The following is an 18218-nucleotide window of genomic DNA, read 5'->3' on the forward strand; positions in this document are numbered from 1 at the left end:
GACGAGCTCTCGGCGCTGCTGGACCGCGAGACCACGGCCTCCGACGAGGTGGTGCGCCGGGCGGCGGACCTCGACCGGCTCTCCCAGCGCACCGGCCGCGAGGGCGTCCCGTTCTCGCTCCGCTGGATCCTCGTCCACCTCATCGAGGAGTACGCCCGCCACAACGGCCACGCCGACCTGCTTCGTGAGCGGATCGACGGCCGCCTCGGCCAATAGCCGACCCGGGCGGGGTGCTCAGCCGTTCATTCCGGCAGGAACGCGCCTCGGCTCGCCGAACCCTTGCATTCTCGCTGACGGATCAGCTGAGTCGGGCGGCGCCTAGCAGCCAGTGTCTACTCAACCCCTTCCTCAGGTGGCAATAGCTGTCGGTAGCCTGGTCTCACAATGGCCGGTCGCTTGCAAGGATGTCACCTGTGGTGATGCCAGAGACGATAGATAACGGGCAGCGAGCCTTATTGCAGGCGGTGTGGCAGCTCATGCTGCAACATGACCGTTGGCCGACGTTCGCTGAAGTCGACCGGCACCTATACCGGTCTCTTGATCTTGACGCTCATGTCACGATGCAGGGCTTACCTCGTGAATTGCTTTATCCCGTAACCAACGAATGGCCCTTGCAACCGGGCGAAGCTCTGCGGCTCACGGTCGCTGGAGCCTCCACCTGCGTGGGATCGGCCGAGCTACTCAAGCTATTCGTCGATGTCATCCGGCTGGCGGCTGATCTGGAGCATGGCTGGATGGGGCCACCAGTTGAGCAAGGGACCGAGCCCACACTGTCGAGCGGAGATCTCAAGGACCACCTGACGCTGCCCGCTGCGGGGAGAGAATCCTTACTTAGCCAGCTGGGCAATCTCCTTTCTGTCGAGCCTTGGGGCTGGACAAGCGGCGGCCTAGATGGGACGGGTAGATGGCGTTTCTCGTTCGACCGACGCGTCCGACGATTTCGTGATGTGACCGACGTCCAGGATTACTGGAGCCGGCGAACGGCGCAGGCTGACATCCGCCAGCGCTCACCTCAAGCCGGGGACGGGTCCGTGCCGGCTGAGGAGGACTCGACACCTGTAGCCGCCTCGCCGCCTGCCGTAGACGCTGCTGAGGAGGCGCCGTGGCTAGACCCTGTCTCTGAAGACGCCCTGCGGGCCGTCGTGCCGCGCTTCATGCCACCGACTTCAGCGGCGCTCTACGCTCGTTGGTGGCAGCTTGAGACATGGCTGCGTGAGCTCTGTTATGTCGAGCTGCGGGCTCTGCATGGGGTGAACTGGCAAAGCGTGGTGAAGAACCGACCAGAGCGGCAGGCTAAGGATGCCGCCTTCACGCATATGAGCGGACCAGACAACGATAATCCGCTCGCTTACCTCGACTACAGCCAGCTACTTGATTTGATTGACAGGCACTGGGACCAGTTCAGCTATGCGCTGTTGCCGCTCGCTACCTGGAAAGGACGGCAGGACGAGCTCAAGCAGATCCGGCATCGCATCGGTCACCTCCGACGACCGCATACTGATGACCTCAATCGCCTTGACCTCACCCTCCGCGACCTAGAACGGGGCGCGTTCATTGCTTTGGCCTCATATAACGATGGTCAGTATCCCGACTCATCAAAGCACCGCGATCCGGTTACCCAGGGCTGGGTCGACGGTCGGCACGAGGCCGCACAACGGCTCTTGACGCATGCCCTACGGCAGTACGACACCCGGTTGATGCTGCGTGTCAGCCGACGGCCGTGGGCTTCTTTTCCCGCGGACCTCACTGACGCTCCTGGCGTCCTTTGGCATGCGGACTTCTACCTGGGCGATCGCGCCGTCGATGTCGCTGAGTTGTGGCGCGACACCGACCTTGATGGCGTGCGGCCCTTGTTGATGCACCTTCGAGCCGATGACCCGGGCCACATACGGTTCACCTTCTGCGCCGCGGACAAACCTGAGAGCGTCGCTGACGCCGTTGGCGAAGCCTTCGACGCCGTCCTAGGCAACGCACGGCGTTCGGATGTCACGGCTCTGGACTACCAGCGCTGGCGACGCAAGGCACAAGATCTCGACTACCGCGTGTTATGCGGCTCGGGTTGGAACACCGTTGACTCCGCGACCGCGCCGACCAGCATCTTCCATTCGGGTGGAGGTGTGGGTGCTAGTCCTCGCTGGTGACAGACGCGCCATCACCAATGAGCACACGCGGCAGTAGCCGGTCCACGTCACATGCTGCTGTCTGTCCCACACCCGGTCCGCTTGCGGCGGAGACTCCGGATGGCCGCCTGAAAAGTGCCGTCGGGAGGAATCGAACCTTCCGCAACGTCCATGCTCGACTGCCACGCTAAAGCGTCGTCTGCTGGCGGTTTCCCACCGTCGCATCCAGGACCGGCACTTAAGTGAACACCGACACCCCGGCAGCTCGTCCCTCCACTGGGGTGACATGCGTCATGTGCGGGCGACAGCGCCTCAGCCGGCGCCGCTGAGCCCGGGAGTAGGCCCACGCTCAACCGGGGTAGTGGCCCAGACCTTGCTCAGCCCGGTCGACCGCGTCCGGATATCCGAAGAACCCAGGCATGCCGCCGGTGTGCAGGAACACCGTCTTGACTCCCGCCGCGATCGTGCCGTCCTCGACGGCAGCCACCAGCGCGGCCATCGTCCGGCCGGTGTAGATCGGGTCCAACACCAGGGCCTCGGTGCGCCCGACCAGGCGCATCGCCGCCATGGAACGCTCGGTGACGTCGGGATAACCGGCGCCGACCTGATCCAGGCTGATCCGCAACTCAGCACGGGCGACTGGCCGCGAGCCGACCTCGCTGGCAAGCTCGGCCACCGTCCCGGCCGGGTCGACGAGGGCGCCGACGTCCACCCCGAACACCCGTTCCGGCCCGAGCGCGGCCACCAGCCCGGCCATCGTGCCGCCGGAGCCGAGCGCGACGACCGCGGTGTGCAGGTCAGGCAATTGGCCGAGCAGCTCGCGACCCGCATCGAGGTATCCACGCGCGCCGAGGGCGCTGGAGCCGCCCAGCGGCAGCAGCACCGGCCGGGCGCCGTCGGCACGCAGTCGCTCGGTGACGCCGGCGGCGACCTCGCCCAGGCCCACGAAGTCCACGTCACCGGCCCAGTGCGACCGGGCGCCGAAGAGGCCCTCCAGCGCGACGTTGCCCCCTCGGGTCCCGTCGTAGCGACCGGGAAAGACCAGCACCACCTGCAGGCCGAGCCGGGCGCCCACGGCCGCGGTCAGCCGGGCGTGGTTGCTCTGCGCCCCGCCGATGGTGACCAGGGTGTCGGCGCCGTCGGCCAGCGCGGCGCCGACCGTCCACTCAAGTTTGCGCAACTTGTTGCCGCCGCCACCGAGGCCGCCGAGGTCCTCGCGCTTGATCCAGAGATCGTCGCTGTTCAATCCGAGCGCCGCGGCCAGCCGTGGCGCCGGCTCGATCGCGGTGGGCCAGCTGCCCAAACTCACCCGCTGCGTCGAGGCGGTCGCATCCGTCGTCATGGTCAACACCGTAGCGGCGTCACACCGCAACGGCGTAGGACGGCAGCTCGCGCATGCGCCGCAGCGGCGACAGGAACACCGGCAGAAACGACAGCAAGCCCCCGACCGCCACCACCAACAGCGTCTGCCGCACGCCGATCACCGAGCCGAGCAGGCCGCCGAGAAAGCCGCCGACCGGCATGGTGCCCCACACCAGAAAGCGCATCGTCGCGTTCATCCGGCCGAGCAACGCAGGCGGGCACAGGCCCTGCCGAAAGCTGACCTGGGTGATGTTGTAGACGACCATGCTCAGCCACATGCCGGCCTGGGCGATCGCGAGCAATCCCAGGGTCCAGTCGCGCTGAACCAACGGCGCGACGAAGGCGAACGGGCCCACCGCCAGCGCCGAGATCCAGATCGCCGGGCCCTGCCCGACGCGTCGGGCGAACCGGCGGGCCAGCAACGAGCCCGCGAGCCCGCCGACCGCCGAGACCGAGCCGAGCAGGCCGATCAGGCCGGGGGACAGGCTCAGCTCACGGGCCAGCAGCACGACAGACACCGAGGCCGCCATCGAGTTGAACAGGTTCGCCGTGCCGGTGCACAGCGCGATCGCGCGCAGCAGCGGGTTGCCCAGCACGAAGCGCAAGCCCTCGCCGATCTCGCGGCGCAGGTTGCGGTCGGGATGGCGGGCGGGCTTGTCGGGCCTGGTCTGGATAGCGGCCACCCAGGACGCCGACCACAGAAAGCTGAGCGCGTCCAGGAGCACCGCGTACGGCGCGGTCAGCGCCTGGATGAGCACGCCGCCGACGCTCGGGCCGCTGATCTGGGACACCGACTCACTCGCCTGCAGCTTGGCATTGGCCTCCACCAGTTGCTCGCGCTCGACCAGCTGGGGGACGAAGGACTGGTAGGCGACGTCGAAGAACACCGTGCACACCCCGGTCACCAGCGCGACCGCGTACAGCTGGCCCATGCTGAGCACGCCCAGCCACTGCGCCAGCGGCGCCGAGGCCAGCGCCAGGGCTCGCAGCACGTCGTTGACGATCAGCACGGCGCGAAACCGCATCCGGTCGACCCAGGCGCCGGCGGGCAGGCCTACCAGCAGGAACGCGGCCATCTCGCAGGTGACCAGCAGCCCGACCTCGAAGGTGCTCGCCCGCACGATGAGGATCGCGACCAGCGGCAGCGCCAGCTGGCTGATGGTGGCGCCGAATTGGCTGACGCTCTCACCGATCCACAGCCGCCGGAACTCCGGGTGGTGCCAGAGGCCGCCGCGCCGGGGACGGTCGAGGGCATCGGTCACGCGGGTCATCGTGTGCCTAGTGATTGGTATTTGTCAATCACTTGTCTAGAGTGCTGGCCATGGACCAGCGGACACCGGCCACCGACGCCGAGGCCAAGGCGCTGGCCTCGGCGCTGCGGTTGCGAATTCTGCGGATCTGCCTGGGGGAGGGGCACACCAACAAGGAGATCGCCGAGATCCTCGGACGTGATCCGGCCAGCATCCTGCACCACATCCGGACGCTGGTGCGGACCGGCTTCCTGCAGCCCCAGCCGGAGCGGCGCGGCGCCCGCGGCGCGCGAGAAGTCCCCTACCTGGCGACGCGAAAGTCCTGGCAGGTGAGCGCGCCCGCGATGGACAGCTCGCTGTTGAACGCCTTTGTGGAGGAGGTCGCGCTGGCGCCGCGCGAGGAGGTGGAGATCGCCCGGCTGGGCCTGCGACTGGCGCCGGCGGACCTGGCCGAATTCCGTGAACGGCTGCTGAGCCTGCTGGACGAGGTCGCCAAGCTGCCCGACGACCCGTCCGCGCCGGCCTGGTCGCTGTTCTACGCGCTGCATCCGGACCCGAATCGGCCGTGAGTCTAGGGTGATGTGCACCCGGTGAAGCCAGGGGAGGGGCGATGAGTCAAGGTGCAGGAGAGCTGATGACCGGCCTGCGGGACCTGCTGCAGTTCCACGTCGACAGCGGATCGGCGCCCGGGCTGGTGGCACTGGTCGCCCGGGGCGAGGACGTCGACGTGCAGGCCGCCGGCCTTGCCGACGTCCAGACCGGCTCGCCGATGGCCAGGGACTCGATCTTCCGGATCGCCTCGGTCACCAAGCCGATCATCGCGGCGGCGGCGATGACGTTGGTCGACGACGGCCGGATGGCGCTGGGGGACCCGGTCGCGCAGTGGCTGCCCGAGCTCGCGTCAGCGTCGATGCTGCGCACGCCGGCCAGCCCCATCGAGGACGTGGTGCCGGCCCTGAGGCCGATCACCGTCTATGACCTGCTCAGCTCGCGTGCCGGCTACGGGTTTCCGTCAGACTTCTCGCTGCCGGTGGTGCCGTTACTGCTGGAGTTGCAGCCGGGGCCGCAACCGCGGCTGCTCCCGGCGCCGGACGAGTGGCTGGCCCGGCTGGCCCGCCTGCCCATGCTCAGCCAGCCGGGCGAGGCATGGCTGTACAACACCAGCTCTGACATCCTGGGCGTGCTGATCGCCCGGGTCGCCGGCCGCCCGCTGCCAGAGTTCCTGGCCGAACGGTTGTTCGAGCCGCTGGGCATGTCCGACACCGGGTTCGAGGTACCGGCCGATAAATGGGACCGTTTCACCAGTCTTTATTGGACGAATCCAGCGGGCGAGCTTGAGAAGATCGATGATCCGGACGGGCAGTGGCGCCAGCCGCCGGCGTTTGCGTCCGGAGCGGGGGGACTGGTGTCCACCGTCGATGACCTGCACGCCTTCGCCCGGATGCTGATCGACGGCGGGACTGCCGGCGGCCGACGGCTGGTGTCAGCGGAGTCGGTGCGGCTGATGACCACAGACCAGCTGACCCAGGCCCAGCGCGACGCTGGCGAAATCTTCCTCGAAGGCCAGGGCTGGGGCTTCGGCGGCTCGGTCGACGTCCAACCCATCGATCCGTGGAACGTGGCGGGTCGTTACGGCTGGATCGGCGGCACCGGAACGGCAGCGCACCTCACTGCCGCCACCGGCCTCATCACAATCTTGTTGAGCCAGCAGGAGATGACCGGTCCGTCGGCGCCCGCGGTGATGCGGGACTTCTGGCAGTACGCGGCCTCAGTCGAGTGATCTAGCGTGGAGGAGACTGGCGATGTCCGGCTATTTGCGCCAGGTGATGTGCATCGCCGATGGTCTGGCGATGTACTCATTCCAGAAGCCTTCGCGCGCTTGCGCTCTGAGTCCGGAGGGATGAGGAAAGAGGGTTTCATCCATTAGGCGGAAGGAGAACCCGTACTGGCGCTGATCGAAGATGGGCTGCGGCGGCTGCAGGATGTTGGCGATGCTCGCCACGAAGCGCTGGCCCGGCTTGAGGTTGTCGTAGGCCGTCCGCGCCATCTGGCGTAGTTGATCTCGGCTTTCGGCATAGTGCAAAAGGTAAGCGGCGCAGACGCGGTCGAACTCGCCGATTCTCCCCAGTCTGGTGGCGTCCGCGACACGGTACTCGATCCCCATGGGTTCGGAATCTTCACGCCGCTGGGCCAGCGCGATCATCTTGTGGCGAGATGTCGACCCCACCACGTGCGCGGCCCCCCATCGCTTGAGGAGACGGGGGCCCATCCCGTCGCCGGTCGCCGAGCCGGACGCGCAACGAGTGCCACTCGGCGTCGCGGAGCGGCACGGCGGCGGAGATCTTCTGATACTCAAGGGCAATCGAGTCGTACTGCGTCACATGGCTCCCTTGGTGTGGTTGACGGTGCTGAGCGAACGTTTTCCTCTCAATCTAACGCCGGGTGACCTTCGCGGCCGGGACTTGACATCACACTTTCATTTTGCAAGTGTTGACCCATGAGCCTCTTCATCACCTGCCCGGTCCAGAGCGTCGAGCGCGCGACCGCCTTCTACACCGCCCTCGGCTGGACCCTCAACGCCGAGATGTCCGATCACAACGTGTCGTGCTTCGCGATCGCGCCCGAGCAGTACGTCATGCTCGGCAGCCGCGAGATGTACGCCAGCGTCGGCGGCGCCGAGGAGCTGGTCGGCGGAACCCACACGCCCTCGAAGGTCACGGTCTCGTTCGACCTCGGCAGCCGCGAGGCGGTCGACGAGCTCGCCGAGCGCGCCGCCGCCGCCGGCGGGCGGCTCGGTGACACCGACGACTACCCCTTCATGTACCAGCGCCAGTTTGACGACCCCGACGGCTACCACTACTCGCCGTTTTGGATGAAGCCGGACGCCGATCCGACCGCGTGAGCGACCTCGCTGCGGCCCTCGACATTGTCGGAGCAAGGTGGGCACTGCTCGTCGTGGAGCGGCTGCTCGACGGGCCGCAGCGCTACGGCGATCTGCAGCGCGACCTCGGAGTGCCGACGAACATGCTCGCGACCCGCCTGCGCGAGCTCGAAGCGGCCGGCGTGCTGACCCGCCTGCCGCTCCGGCACAACACCCGGGCCTACGCGCTGACCGATCGCGGGCTTGCCTTGCGCGAGGCGATCGTCGCGCTCGGACGCTGGGGCGCCGAGGAGGCCTAGGCGGGGCGCGGAATCGCGATGCGCTCCGACAAACTCCATTCGCCGCTGACATCACATGTGGCTCCGCGAGCTACCGCCGTGTTCCGGTCACCGTGGCGCCAGCCGGGTGGCTGCTACAGCCAGCACTTGCGAAGGCCGTCGACGCGGCGCTGCTGGCGCCGGAAGGCGAGGAGCCGTCGGGCCAGCGAGGGCCCTGCTGACTAAGCAGAATGACATAATGTTGATTATCGGCAATTCAAGCTTAATCTAGCAGCCACGCCCTCGCCGCTGAGCACCCCGGGGTCGTTGTCCATGCCGGGATCTGTCATCCCAGGCAGCGGGGCCGGCTCCGTTTCCGGGGCCGGCCCCTTCTGCACTGCTCAGCCCGGCGTACGGGAGGTCGGTCAGTGGGGGTCGCGAGTGCCGGCCGAGTCATCGAATGCCGGACCTGGGCGATGTGAAGTAACCGAGTGTGAGCGCATTACAGGTCGGATGGGTGGCCGTAGTACACGCAGGGGCCAGAGTCAGAGGTGCAGACGTACAGGTAGCCATAACTCGACTCATTGACATTCAACGTGACACTGGCGCATCCCGATACGGCGCCATTGCCGTCAAATACGTGGTGGATGTTCCCGCCAGAGACGACCAACTTCGCCTTCGCCGTCCCGTTGCCGGCGGAGTTGTCGCATGCGGTCAAGACATTCGTGTCGGAGTTCCACCGTGCCTGGTCGCCGACGGAATTAGTGATCGAGTAGGCGGTGGCAGACGCCGGGGTCGCGAAGGCAAATGTTGCCGCAAGGGTGGCAATCACTGCCCCAGTCACTCGTAGTGAACGCATAACTTCTCCTTTGGAAGTATCGGACTTAAGTTGTACATTTCGGCAAATCGCGCGTCAAGGATCTCCAGGTTGCTGGGCTCGCACGCAGCTCGGCCTGGCCGAACCCGTCACGCCACCGTTGCCCGCCCATGCTTGAGGCGAGCCACCCTCCCCGCCTTTTCCCTGCCCCGGACGCACTAGCCGAAGTTGACATAACGTCGTCGGAGAATCGCCCGCTGATAATTGGTCCGCATTCTGCCTTGCACATCGCTCACACCACTGCTTGAGCTTGGTGCTCGCCCGTCGGTCCTGGCCATAGCTCTTCTGCCCTGCGCGCGGCATCTGCTCGAACGTTAGGTTCCGCAGCCCGGGTAGGGCTGGTCGGGCGCTGCTACGGCGATCACCCACACCGGCGGCGCCGTTGTCCCGGCCGGGCCTGGTTTTGCTAGCCACCCGGACCGCCGACAACCACAAGTCCTCGAAGTCCTGCCTGCGCCGCGTGCGCGCGACCAGGGTCCCCCGCGCGGCGCACCGTTCCTACCTACTGGTCGTCTGGTCCCAGCTCTACCAGCAGCGCGTTCTCGTCGTCGGGGTCGGAGCAGATGCGGATGTCGTCGCATCGTTCCCGGGCCCAGGCGATGACTTGTTCGCGGGTGCCTTCGAGCTCGCCGAGCAGCGATATCTTGTCGGTCCACCAGGCGCGCCACGTGTCTGTGTGGGACCGGTAGTCGATGATGATGAAGGGGTCCGAGCGGGAGGCCTCGCGAAGTCGGACTTCCTCGGCCAGGTCGATTCCGGGCGGCAGGTAAGCCGGGTAGTAGGGGTCCCCCAGTGGGTGGGTCATGGTCGGCTCAGCGGTGGTATCCGGTGCCGTACCGGTTCTGTGGCAGGCCGCCGGCGAGCGGGTCTCTGAACGCGTAGCGCGCAAGTGGGCCTAGGCGGTTGGTGTGGGCGCTGGGGCTGCGGACGTAGAAGAACCAAGACCCGGGGTAGCCGGGTGCTGACCAGCTGAACTGGTTGGCGATGTTGTGGTCCCACATGGTGTGGTTGTAGTTGAAGTAGTCCCAGGTGAGGTCGCGGTCCGGCCAGACGTAACTGTAGTACTCGCTGCGGTCCTTGGAATCGCGGATTTGGCTGCCGCCGTGGGGCGCGCTTGGTGCGCCGTTGAACATGGCGCCGGTGAATCTCACGTTGTGGGTGTAGCGGGTGCCGGTGGCGCGGTAGGTCATCTTGCTGTGGGTGAGGCCCTGCAGGGTTTCCCAGGTGACTTTGGCGTGGATGGCGCCGACGGTGTAGCGGCCGCCATACCGGGTGTTCACGCCGTAGTAGATGGTGCCGTCCCATTTCGCCTCGAAGGAGGAGGTGCGTGAGTAGCACTGGTAGTTGATATTGCACCAGCCGCCTGGCGCGGGCGCATAGGCAGACGGCTCCTCGTCGGTCTGGGTGTCTGGGACGGCGCAGACCCAGGGCCCGGCCCGATCGGTGTCCGGCGCGCATGGCGGGTCGGTGTCGTCGGTGAGCGGTTGGGTTGTGTCGACGGGGGTGTCCGTGTCGGTTCCGGTCTGGTCGTAGTTGGCGTAGAGCGGGTCGAGATCGGCGGGTTTGGTGATGTCCTGGGTGGCGCAGGTCTCGTCGGTGTCAGGGCAGCTGATTGGGTCGCCGGCGGGCGTGAAATCCGGGCTGGTGCTGGGGGCGCTGTCACCGGCCGGGCTGGCGGCGGTGACCTGGGCGGCGTAGGTGTGGGTCGGGTCCAGGCCGGTGAGGACGAAGTGGGTGCAGGTGGAGCAGCTGCCCAGCTGCAGCGGTGCGCCGGCGGTGGTCCGGTCCAGGATCGTGAAGCTGTAGCCGAGGGTCGGAGCGCCGTTGCCGCTGCCGGCGGTCCAGGTCAGGTCCGCCGAACTGTCGCCGGCGGTGATCGCCAGGTCGGCCGGTGGCGCTGGTGGCGAGCCGATGTTGAAGGTGTGGTGATTCGCCGGCGAGGCGACCCCGAGCCGGTCGGTCGCCACGACCGATAGCGTGTGCCGGCCCGGCGCGGTCGGCGGGGTCAGCGTGATGGTCGAACCGGGGCCGGCCACCGTGGTGGGTGTCGCGTCGTCGAGGCGGTAGCTGAACCGGGTGGCCGGTGACCCGGTGCCGCTGTCGGTGATGGTGAAGGTGGCCGGTGCTCCGCCGGCCGGTGTCCAGCTGTGCGCGGGGTAGGCGCTGGATTCGATCAATGGCATGCCGGGCCCGGGATCGCTGAACCAGCCCTGGACGTCGACCACCAGGTCGACCGGGCCGGGGCCGCCGTTGCGGATGTTGACGCTGCCGTCCGCGGCCAGGGCGACGATGGCCAGGTCGGTGCGGTAGACGTTCTGGGTGGTGTAGTTGATGTTCGAGGTGGCCGGCTCGGGTTGATCGGCCGGCCACAGCCGCAGGTAGCCGCCGCCGGCGCCGGTCGCCGGCTGCACGGTGCGCAGGTTCAGCGCCACCGCGCCGAGACCCTCGGCCACCGCGGGGATGCCGGCTACCCCGGCGACGTTGAGTTTGGTGACCGAGTTGCCGGCCAGCGTCCGCACCGGCGCGACCCGCGTGTCGAGCAGGCGCACCGCTGCCGGGGTGAACACCCCCGCGGCGGCGGACGGGGTGAAGTAGCCCTGGATGTCGATGGCCAGATCGACCGGGCCGCCGGCGCCGACCAGCACGGTGAACCGGCCGTCGGGCGACAGCGGGATCGCCACCGATTGGGCGGTGGCCGAGTCGTCGAAGTCCAGCGCCCCGGTGCTCGGCGCGGTTTGGTCGGCGGCGTAGGCGCGCAGGTAGCCGATGGCCGTCTGGTTGAGGGCGGTGATGTTGGCGTAGACCGCGCTGGCATCCGCCGGCACGCCGGCGCTGCCGCCGGCCTGCACCGTCACCGACCCGCCGGTGCTCACCTTTGCTTGCCGAACGCCGGCGCCGCTGCGGGTGTCAGCGATGCGGGCCTGGTCGACAGCGACGAAACCACCCGGCGCGGTCGCCGAGCCGGCGGTGAAGTAACCCTGAACGTCGATGATCAGATTCACCGCATGGTCGGCCAGCACGTGCAGCGTGCCATCGGCGTGCAGCGCCACCAGGGCGGTGTTGGAGATCGAGTCGCCGGGGTTGAACACCAACGCCGTCCCGGACGGGGTGGCCACATCGCCCGGCGCCACGCTGACCGACCCGACCGTGCTCGCGCCGATCGCCGTCAAGGTCAGAGCCACCGCGCTCACTCCGGAAGCCGGAATACCGGCTCTACCGGCCGCGGTCACCGTCCGCACGACGCCGGCTGGCATCGGTGTCGAAAACCCGCCCGTGCCGTTACGGGTGTCGAGCAACCGCCCCACCGCCGGCACGAACAGACCCGCCGACCCAGTCGAGGCCTCGGCAGACGCCGGACCAGACCGGGGCGTGAGCTCTAACTGCGCCGCAGCAATCGCACCCACCGCCAGGGCCAGCACCAGGACCGCTCGCAACCCATCACACCGACGCTTCAAGGGGGCACCTCACAATCAGGACGGGTCCCCCTCAGGTTCACGAATGCAAGGAAGGAGAATGTCGAAGGCAGCAAATTAACACACGGCCCCACCCCAAAATGGGATTAATCGTATGCAAATAAGTAGAAGTTCTGACGGAAATCATGGGCAGTATGTCTATCAGAGATGGAGTCGAGCGCTCCCGGCGGTGAATCCCAACGACTTCAACTCCTCTTGAGAGGAACCATTGAAGAACGCCTCGGTCCTACCGCAGTGCGGTTTATCACTACCTACCTATGGACCCGTTACGTTTCTGCTCGAAACTACTTCAGGACCGCTCGCTCAACCCTCTCGCGCTACCGCGAAACCCCGGCGGCCACTATCGAGGTCCGCCGGGAGGCAGGTTGAATGGGCGGGCACAACTGAGGGCGTCCTTCCTGGTGAACCAGGCGAACACCGCTCACCTCGTTGCTTAGCCCCATCGTGACGTGATCTAGAAGAGGTCTGGAATGAAGCAACTCACGAAGGATGAGCTTGATGAGTTGGACCGACTCTGGGACGAGTTGGCGCAGCTGCCTACCTATGCTGGACCGCCTATGACGCACGACCAGATGATCGAGGCAAGCGTCGATGCGCTGTTGGCGGGGATCATCAGTAGCGCCGGTCGAATGAGTCGTGGAGGCCTGGCCGAGTGCGAAGCGGTCCTTTCCGAGGGAGGTCAATCCTCAGCGCTGCAAAGCATCCTGGATCGCATTGCGGCCGTTCTAGGGCTGGGTGGGATATCCAAGGCCTGACTCGCTCCTGACAGACGCCGGTCCGGCGCGTGCCCGACGCGGCTAAACGTTGCTGGAGCTCATGTGCCAGGGACCCGGTAGGCGGTGAGCGTGCTGGGCCAGACGTCGACGATCAGTGATCCGTTCGCGGCGGCGAGCCCACCGACGGCGCCGTAACTGTTGGCGGGCAGGGCCAGGGTGCGCTGCGGCGTAGCCGTTGTGGCCGTGACGGACCAGCCGCGGACGGCGTTGGCGTTGATCATCAACCAGACGGTGTCGCCGACGCGGATCGGTATTCCACCGGAGGGTTTCGACAGATTGACCGTCCATTGCCGGACGCCGGTCGAAGTGCTCAGCCGGATCAGGCGGCTGGTGTTGTCCAGCAGCGTGGCCGTGACGAAGAGGTAGTTCGGGTCGGCGCCGCCGATGAGGATGGATTGCGGGTTGGCATCGGTGATACCGGCAGACCAGGTTCGCGGGCACGTGGTTCGGCCACAGCCGGCCGCCGGGACCGCCGCAACACCTTGATACGAAGGGACGAGCACCTTGTCGCCGACCACGACCGGAGATCCGTACAGGCCCGGCGATGTCCACAATCGCTTACCTGTCGCACCGTCGTAGGCGACCAGTCCCGGTCCCGCGGCGCCGGCATACCCGGCGGTGTAGAGGCGGCCCGCCGCAGCGGCGACGCCATTCGCCCATCCGTCCGGCGGCTCGATGTGCCACAGGAGTGCCCCGGTGTTGATGTCGTATGCCGAGAGGACGTTGTTGCCCGCGTTGAGGTAAACCCGTCCAGAGTCCACGACGATCGGGCCGCCGGTGCCGTCGTCGTTGCCGGGGTTAGTCGCCGACGGCGGCCGCGAGCGCGACCACAACACCTTGCCAGCGGTGAGGTCGACTGCTGTGATGCCGCCCAGTTGGCGCCAGCCCTCGAACGGAAGGAGGGCGATGTCGCCGACAATGGTCTGACCTCGGTAGTACTGGGCATTGGGCGCCAGCGCGGCGCTCCACAACTGGGTGCCGCTCCGCGCGGACCGGGCAATGAAACGACCTGGCAGAGAGGCGTTGTCGGCGTTCACCGCGTGGTAGACGGCGCCGTTCACGATGGCCGGAGCCACGAAGGATGAACCGCCGGTGACCTGCCAGGCCTGCGTGAGCCGCGGTGCGGTGGCCGCGGTGATGACCTGCTCCCCCAGGTTGGCCGACGCGTTCTGGCCGCCGGCGTACTCCGAGGTCCACTGGTCCGGCGCGGTCGCCGCTTCCGCGGAGCCACCCGCCACCAGACCGAGGACAACGAGTACGGCTGTCAGCACCACCCGAAACATGCGCATCCGCTCCCCCAACGAGACGCCTGGCCGCCCGGTGGGAGCGACGCGGCGGTGATCATCTCACAAGGCATCGGGAGCTTTCACCAGCTTTGAGCGGCACGTCTGGTGCTCCTAGGCTTCTCAGCGCAGCTCCTGAATGCGGATCAGATTGCCCGCGGGGTCGCGGAAGGCACAGTCGCGAACGCCGTATGGCTGCTCGGTCGGCTCCTGGACGACCTCGGCGTGGCTGGCTTGAATCTGGTCGAAGGCGCCGTCGAGGTCCTTCGTAGCCAGCAGTATCCAGCCGTAGGTGCCCTTGGCCATCATCTCGGCGATGGTGCGGCGCTCGTCGTCGGTGATGCCAGGGTCAGCGGCCGGCGGCGCCAGGAGGATGGACGTGCCGGGCTGGTCGGCGGGACCGACCGTGATCCAGCGCATCTTGCCCTGTCCGACGTCGTTGCGGACCTCGAAACCAAGGGCGTCGCGGTAGAAGGCTAGGGAGGTCTCCGGGTCGTCATGCGGGAGGAAAGTCGAATGAATGGTGATGTCCATGGCGGTCACACTAGGTGCGATCGAGGGCCGTCGCTTCTCGATTCCTGATCGGTCTGGTGACCTGTTTTGCCAGGCACGGTGGCATCTCCGACGTGACGCGTGCCGCTTCGCGTCGGTAGGTGCTGGGAGGCACACCGACCAGCTCGGTGAAGCGACTACTGAAGGCGCCTAGCGACGAGCATCCCACTGCGAAGCAGACCTCGGTGACGCTGAGGTCGCCGCGACGCAGCAGTGCCATCGCGCGCTCGATGCGTCGCGTCATCAGGTAGGAATAGGGCGACTCGCCGTAGGCGAGCTTGAACTCGCGGCTAAGGTGCCCCGCCGACATGTTCGCGCCGCGGGCGAGTGCCTCGACGTCCAGCGGCTGCGCGTGCTCCCGGTCGATTCGGTCGCGCACGCGGCGCAGCAGCGCCAGGTCGCGCAGGCGCTGCGCTTCGGTGGGCCTGCTGGTCACATGCGAGATCGTGTCACGTGGCAAGGGCCAGCGGTGAAGCGCTATCGCGGTGCAAGCCCAGATCATCGATCGTGGCGCAAAAATGCGGTAGGCCCGCATGATGACTCATGCGGGCCTACCGACATCGCGTGGCCAGGGACGGGTTCGAACCGCCGACCTTCCACTTTTCAGGCGGACGCTCTCCCAACTGAGCTACCTGGCCGCGCTGCCACTATATAGGTCGCGCGATCAGGGCTGAACTCAGACCGCGCCATGATTCACATGGAACGTCCAATTAGTCCCGTGGTGCCCGAACTGGAAGACTCGATAGGACCCCCTTGTGGCGCGAGGTCCTGGTGTGCGGATAACGGTAGTTGTGACCGGCGACCGCCTCTCCCCCGCCGACTCTCGCCTTCGGCGACAGGCGCTTCGTCGTAGGCCGCGCTTCAGCGCGTCGACTGGGCATCGGGTGGCCGAGCCGACCAGATCACCGGCGGGTGGCACGCTCTCAGCCACTGCATACGACGCGAGCGAGAACCGCTGGAGGCTGCTCGTCACCGTGCCTGGCTGGTGACGTCCTCGCCACTCCTGTCAGATGGATCGGGAGCCGGCCTGCGCGGTGCTGGGCGCACGCGTTGCGCCGTTCCACCGTCGCCGCGGTTCTCGGCCAAGGCCCGAAAACCGCGCAGTCGCAGGCTGTTGGTCACGACGAACACCGAACTGAACGCCATCGCCGCGCCGGCGAGCATCGGGTTGAGCAGCCCGGCCGCCGCCAACGGGATCGAGGCGACGTTGTAACCGAACGCCCAGAACAGGTTGCTCTTGATCACGCGCAACGTCCGTCGCGACAGCCGGATCGCATCCGCCGCGACACGCAGGTCACCCCGCACCAGCGTCAGGTCGCTGGCTTGGATCGCGACATCAGCGCCGGTGCCCATCGCAAGGCCCAGGTCGGCCTGCGCGAGCGCGGCGGCGTCGTTGACGCCGTCGCCGACCATGGCCACGCGCCTGCCCTGCTCCTGCAGGCGCTTGACGACGGCGACCTTGTCCGCCGGCATGACTTGGGCGATCACGGTGTCGTCGCCGAGGTCGATGCCGACCTGCCGGGCGACCGTCTCGGCGACCGCGCGGTTGTCACCGGTGAGCAGCACCGGCGTCAGGCCCAGCGCGCGGAACTGCCGGATCGCGGCCTCGCTGGTCGGCTTGACCGTGTCGGCAACGGTGAGGACGCCTCGGGCTCGACCGTCCCAGGCGACCGCGACGGCGGTCTTGCCGTCCGCCTCGGCCGTGTCCATGGCCTGGCGCAACTGCTCGGGAAGCGGCTGTGACCAGTCAGCCAGCAGGCGGGCGCGGCCCACGAGGACGGCGTGGCCGTCCACAACGCCCTGCACGCCCAGGCCCTCGAGGTTGGTGAAGTCCCCGACAGCCGGGAGCGTGCCGGTGCGCTGGGCGGCGCCGTCGGCGATCGCTCTGGCGATCGGGTGCTCGCTGCTGGCCTCGAGCGCTCCGGCCAGGCGCAGGAGCTGGTCCTGGTCGACGCCGGCGGCGGGAACCACGTCGACCAGGCTCATCTGCCCGCTGGTGAGGGTGCCGGTCTTGTCCAGCACGATGGTGTCGATCCGCTGCGTGCTCTCAAGCGCCTCGGGGCCCTTGATGAGGATGCCCAGTTGCGCGCCGCGACCGGTGCCGACCATGAGGGCGGTCGGCGTCGCCAGGCCCAACGCGCACGGGCAGGCGATGATCAGCACGGCCACCGCCGCGGTGAAGGCGGCGCCGAGGCCGTTGCCGGCGCCGACCCAGAACCCGAGGACGCCGATGGCGAGCGCGATGACGACCGGAACGAAGACGCCCGAGATGCGGTCGGCCAGGCGCTGGACCTGGGCCTTGCCGTTCTGCGCGTCCTCGACGAGCCGTGCCATCTGCGCGAGCTGCGTGTCGGCGCCGACACGGGTCGCCTGGATGACGAGGCGGCCACCGGCGTTGACGGTCGCGCCCGTGACGTTGTCGCCGACGCTTACCTCGACCGGCACGGACTCGCCGGTGAGCATCGAGGCGTCCACGGCGCTGGCGCCGTCGGTGACGACACCGTCGGTCGCGATCTTCTCACCGGGCCGGACGACGAAGTGGTCGCCGACGACGAGCCGGTCGGTCGGGATCTGGACCTCGGCGCCGTCACGCAGGACAGCGACTTCCTTCGCGCCCAATTCCAGTAGCGCGCGCAGGGCGGCGCCGGAGGCGCGCTTGGAGCGGGCTTCGAGGTAACGCCCGGCGAGGATGAACATCGTGACGCCGGCCGCGGCCTCGAGGTAGATGTTTGCCCCACCGTCGCTGCGGGAGATGGTCAGCTTGAACGGGTGCGTCATGCCCAACTCTCCGGCGGCGCCGAAGAACAGGGCGTACAGGGACCAGGCGAAGGCGGCGGCGGTGCCGACGGAGATGAGCGTGTCCATGGTCGCGGCGCCGTTGCGCAGGTTCTTCCACGCTGTCTTGTGGAACGGCCAGGCGCCCCACAGCACGACCGGCGCGGCCAGAGTCAGCGAGAGCCACTGCCACGCCCGGAACTGCAGCGCGGGAATCATCGCCATCGCGATGACCGGGACGGTCAGGGCGGTGACCAGGAGCAGCCGATTGCGGAGGTCTGTGACGCGGCCGGACTCGGCCGCGCTCTCGACGGGACCCTCGCCGGGTGCGCCGTCGCTGCCGGCCGCGCGGGCAGGCTTCGGGAGGCTGGCGGTGTAGCCGGCCTTCTCGACTGCGGCCACCAGGTCATCAGGGGTGACGCTGCCGGTGAAGGTGACCTTCGCCTTCTCGGTCGAGTAGTTGACGGTGGCGGTGACACCGTCGAGCTTGTTGAGCCGCTTCTCGACGCGGTTCGCGCACGAGGCACAGGTCATCCCGCCGATCGCCAGCTCGACTTGGCCGCCGGTGGCGGCTTGCGAGGTCGTGATCTCAGTGGTGGAACTCATGATCCT

17 protein-coding genes and 1 tRNA gene are annotated in these 18218 nt (G+C 67.6%); 8 read left to right on the forward strand and 10 right to left on the reverse strand.

Translation table 11 applies throughout. The features are described from left to right. Together VGB75_10920 and VGB75_10925 are read left to right on the forward strand one after the other, a co-directional pair. A partial coding sequence (locus tag VGB75_10920; protein HEY0167542.1) for a DUF664 domain-containing protein occupies positions 1-216 on the forward strand: 216 nt, incomplete at its 5' end. 197 nt (positions 217-413) lie between these two features. After that, on the forward strand, positions 414-2141 hold the full coding sequence (locus tag VGB75_10925) for a hypothetical protein (protein ID HEY0167543.1): 1728 nt from the start codon (positions 414-416) through the stop codon (positions 2139-2141). 328 nt (positions 2142-2469) lie between these two features. On the opposite strand, the gene VGB75_10930 is transcribed toward VGB75_10925, so the two are convergent. After that, positions 2470-3462 carry a pyridoxal-phosphate dependent enzyme gene (locus VGB75_10930; protein HEY0167544.1) on the reverse strand — a complete coding sequence of 331 codons (993 nt, stop codon included), beginning with the start codon at positions 3460-3462 and terminating at the stop codon, positions 2470-2472. A 19-nt stretch (positions 3463-3481) separates the two neighbouring features. Continuing rightward, entirely contained in the window at positions 3482-4744 is a 1263-nt protein-coding gene (locus VGB75_10935) for an MFS transporter (GenBank protein HEY0167545.1), read from the reverse strand. Positions 4745-4803: 59 nt separating this feature from the next. Here VGB75_10935 and VGB75_10940 point away from each other — a divergent pair, with 59 nt between their 5' ends. Then, the gene (locus tag VGB75_10940) at positions 4804-5301 is read left to right on the forward strand and encodes a winged helix-turn-helix domain-containing protein (protein HEY0167546.1); all 498 of its coding nucleotides are present in this window, start codon (positions 4804-4806) and stop codon (positions 5299-5301) included. Positions 5302-5366: 65 nt separating this feature from the next. Next, entirely contained in the window at positions 5367-6512 is a 1146-nt protein-coding gene (locus VGB75_10945; GenBank protein ID HEY0167547.1) for a serine hydrolase domain-containing protein, read from the forward strand. 30 nt (positions 6513-6542) lie between these two features. Here VGB75_10945 and VGB75_10950 read toward each other — a convergent pair whose 3' ends face one another. After that, positions 6543-7001: a class I SAM-dependent methyltransferase gene (locus VGB75_10950; GenBank protein HEY0167548.1), complete on the reverse strand. Its 459-nt coding sequence runs from the start codon at positions 6999-7001 to the stop codon at positions 6543-6545. 228 nt (positions 7002-7229) lie between these two features. Here VGB75_10950 and VGB75_10955 point away from each other — a divergent pair, with 228 nt between their 5' ends. The 3 genes from VGB75_10955 (at position 7230) to VGB75_10965 (ending at position 8646) form a co-directional block, all read left to right on the forward strand. Then, positions 7230-7634, forward strand: a complete 405-nt coding sequence (locus VGB75_10955; GenBank protein ID HEY0167549.1) for a VOC family protein — start codon at positions 7230-7232, stop codon at positions 7632-7634. Then, a complete protein-coding gene (locus VGB75_10960) occupies positions 7631-7912 on the forward strand; it encodes a helix-turn-helix domain-containing protein (protein HEY0167550.1) in 282 nt (93 codons plus the stop codon). The genes VGB75_10955 and VGB75_10960 overlap by 4 nt, the downstream gene beginning before the upstream one ends. Positions 7913-8517: 605 nt before the next feature. After that, the gene (locus VGB75_10965; protein HEY0167551.1) at positions 8518-8646 is read left to right on the forward strand and encodes a hypothetical protein; all 129 of its coding nucleotides are present in this window, start codon (positions 8518-8520) and stop codon (positions 8644-8646) included. A 603-nt stretch (positions 8647-9249) separates the two neighbouring features. On the opposite strand, the gene VGB75_10970 is transcribed toward VGB75_10965, so the two are convergent. Both VGB75_10970 and VGB75_10975 read right to left on the reverse strand, forming a co-directional pair. Then, a complete protein-coding gene (locus tag VGB75_10970) occupies positions 9250-9552 on the reverse strand; it encodes a hypothetical protein (protein ID HEY0167552.1) in 303 nt (100 codons plus the stop codon). A 7-nt stretch (positions 9553-9559) separates the two neighbouring features. Continuing rightward, positions 9560-11929 carry a hypothetical protein gene (locus tag VGB75_10975; GenBank protein ID HEY0167553.1) on the reverse strand — a complete coding sequence of 790 codons (2370 nt, stop codon included), beginning with the start codon at positions 11927-11929 and terminating at the stop codon, positions 9560-9562. A 761-nt stretch (positions 11930-12690) separates the two neighbouring features. Here VGB75_10975 and VGB75_10980 point away from each other — a divergent pair. Continuing rightward, positions 12691-12975 carry a hypothetical protein gene (locus VGB75_10980; GenBank protein HEY0167554.1) on the forward strand — a complete coding sequence of 95 codons (285 nt, stop codon included), beginning with the start codon at positions 12691-12693 and terminating at the stop codon, positions 12973-12975. Between the two features lie 59 nt (positions 12976-13034). Here VGB75_10980 and VGB75_10985 read toward each other — a convergent pair whose 3' ends face one another. From VGB75_10985 to VGB75_11005, 5 genes are all read right to left on the reverse strand, one after another. Beyond that, on the reverse strand, positions 13035-14285 hold the full coding sequence (locus tag VGB75_10985; protein HEY0167555.1) for a PQQ-binding-like beta-propeller repeat protein: 1251 nt from the start codon (positions 14283-14285) through the stop codon (positions 13035-13037). 117 nt (positions 14286-14402) lie between these two features. After that, positions 14403-14813 carry a VOC family protein gene (locus tag VGB75_10990; protein ID HEY0167556.1) on the reverse strand — a complete coding sequence of 137 codons (411 nt, stop codon included), beginning with the start codon at positions 14811-14813 and terminating at the stop codon, positions 14403-14405. 10 nt (positions 14814-14823) lie between these two features. After that, positions 14824-15366 (reverse strand): helix-turn-helix transcriptional regulator, encoded by a 543-nt coding sequence (locus tag VGB75_10995; protein ID HEY0167557.1) that lies wholly within the window; start codon positions 15364-15366, stop codon positions 14824-14826. Between the two features lie 30 nt (positions 15367-15396). Then, a tRNA-Phe gene (locus tag VGB75_11000) sits at positions 15397-15469 on the reverse strand. 331 nt (positions 15470-15800) lie between these two features. Then, complete coding sequence (locus VGB75_11005) at positions 15801-18212, reverse strand: heavy metal translocating P-type ATPase (GenBank protein ID HEY0167558.1); 2412 nt, start codon at positions 18210-18212, stop codon at positions 15801-15803. Positions 18213-18218: the final 6 nt, after the last annotated feature.

Origin of the sequence: Jatrophihabitans sp. (assembly GCA_036399055.1) — a bacterium.
Taxonomy (GTDB): Bacteria; Actinomycetota; Actinomycetes; order Mycobacteriales; family Jatrophihabitantaceae; genus Jatrophihabitans_A.

Bases quoted from the DNA above. Each gene is read 5' to 3' on its own strand.
- VGB75_10930 (HEY0167544.1), bottom strand. From the start codon at position 3,462: ATGACGACGGATGCGACCGCCTCGACGCAGCGGGTGAGTTTGGGCAGC.
- VGB75_10940 (HEY0167546.1), top strand. From the start codon at position 4,804: ATGGACCAGCGGACACCGGCCACCGACGCCGAGGCCAAGGCGCTGGCC.
- VGB75_10945 (HEY0167547.1), top strand. From the start codon at position 5,367: ATGACCGGCCTGCGGGACCTGCTGCAGTTCCACGTCGACAGCGGATCG.
- VGB75_10950 (HEY0167548.1), bottom strand. From the start codon at position 7,001: ATGGGCCCCCGTCTCCTCAAGCGATGGGGGGCCGCGCACGTGGTGGGG.
- VGB75_10955 (HEY0167549.1), top strand. From the start codon at position 7,230: ATGAGCCTCTTCATCACCTGCCCGGTCCAGAGCGTCGAGCGCGCGACC.
- VGB75_10965 (HEY0167551.1), top strand. From the start codon at position 8,518: ATGTTCCCGCCAGAGACGACCAACTTCGCCTTCGCCGTCCCGTTGCCG.
- VGB75_10970 (HEY0167552.1), bottom strand. From the start codon at position 9,552: ATGACCCACCCACTGGGGGACCCCTACTACCCGGCTTACCTGCCGCCC.
- VGB75_10980 (HEY0167554.1), top strand. From the start codon at position 12,691: ATGAAGCAACTCACGAAGGATGAGCTTGATGAGTTGGACCGACTCTGG.
- VGB75_10985 (HEY0167555.1), bottom strand. From the start codon at position 14,285: ATGCGCATGTTTCGGGTGGTGCTGACAGCCGTACTCGTTGTCCTCGGT.
- VGB75_10990 (HEY0167556.1), bottom strand. From the start codon at position 14,813: ATGGACATCACCATTCATTCGACTTTCCTCCCGCATGACGACCCGGAG.
- VGB75_10995 (HEY0167557.1), bottom strand. From the start codon at position 15,366: ATGCGGGCCTACCGCATTTTTGCGCCACGATCGATGATCTGGGCTTGC.
- VGB75_11005 (HEY0167558.1), bottom strand. From the start codon at position 18,212: ATGAGTTCCACCACTGAGATCACGACCTCGCAAGCCGCCACCGGCGGC.